The sequence below is a fragment of the Streptomyces sp. NPDC051172 genome, from assembly GCF_040682555.1.
Classification (GTDB): Bacteria; Actinomycetota; Actinomycetes; order Streptomycetales; family Streptomycetaceae; genus Streptomyces.
Map to the genome: position 1 here is coordinate 1 of NZ_JBFBBE010000498.1, position 1,032 is coordinate 1,032.

Annotated in this window: 1 pseudogene; it reads left to right on the forward strand. The window is 68.9% G+C overall.

The annotated features are described in order from the left end of the window. Nucleotides 1-1,032, forward strand: a pseudogene (locus AB0N07_RS52210) (DNA-directed RNA polymerase subunit beta'); the annotation flags it as partial.

The following is a 1,032-nucleotide window of genomic DNA, read 5'->3' on the forward strand; positions in this document are numbered from 1 at the left end:
GGTCCTGCTGAACCGCGCCCCCCACCCTGCACCGTCTGGGCATCCAGGCCTTCGAGCCGCAGCTCGTGGAGGGCAAGGCCCTGCAGCTGCACCCGCTGGTCTGCTCCGCGTTCAACGCGGACTTCGACGGCGACCAGATGGCGGTCCACCTGCCCCTGTCGCCGGAGGCCCAGGCCGAGGCGCGCCTGCTCATGCTCTCGAGCCACAACATCCTGAAGCCCTCGGACGGGCGCGCGGTCGCCGTGCCGGCCCAGGACATGATCATCGGCCTGAACCACCTCACCACGGTGCGCCCGGACGAGGTCGGCGCGGGCAACCTGTATGCGACCGTCGGCGAGGCCATCATGGCGTTCGACGGCGGCGACCTGCACCTGAACGCGCCCGCGCGGATCGGCGTCGAGGGCTTCGTGCCGTCGGCGGCCGTGCCGGCCCCCGAGGGCTGGTCCGAGGGCGAGATCGCCCTCATCGAGACCACCCTGGGCAAGGTGCTGTTCAACGAGCTGCTGCCGGACGACTACCCGTGGCTGGACAGGCAGGCGACCAAGGGCACCCTCGGTCAGCTGGTCAACGACCTGGCCGAGCGCTACCCGATGGTCGTCACCGCGCAGACGCTGGACAACCTCAAGGACGCCGGCTTCCACTGGGGCACCTGGTCGGGTGTGACCGTGGCGATCTCGGACATCACCTCCGACTTCGACAAGGCCGCCATCATGGAGGGCTACGAGGAGCAGGCCCAGCGCGTGCAGCAGCAGTACGACAAGGGCCTGATCGCGGACGATGAGCGTCGCTCCGAGCTGATCGACATCTGGAACAAGGCCACCGACGAGGTTGCCGCGGCCATGAAGGACGGCCTGCCGGAGCTCAACACCATCAACCGCATGGTGTCCTCCGGTGCGCGAGGCAACTGGCTCCAGGTGCGCCAGATCGCGGGCATCCGCGGTCTGGTGGCCAACCCGAAGGGCGAGATCATCCCGCGTCCGATCAAGTCCTCGTACCGCGAGGGCCTGTCCGTGCTCGAGTACTTCTCCGCCA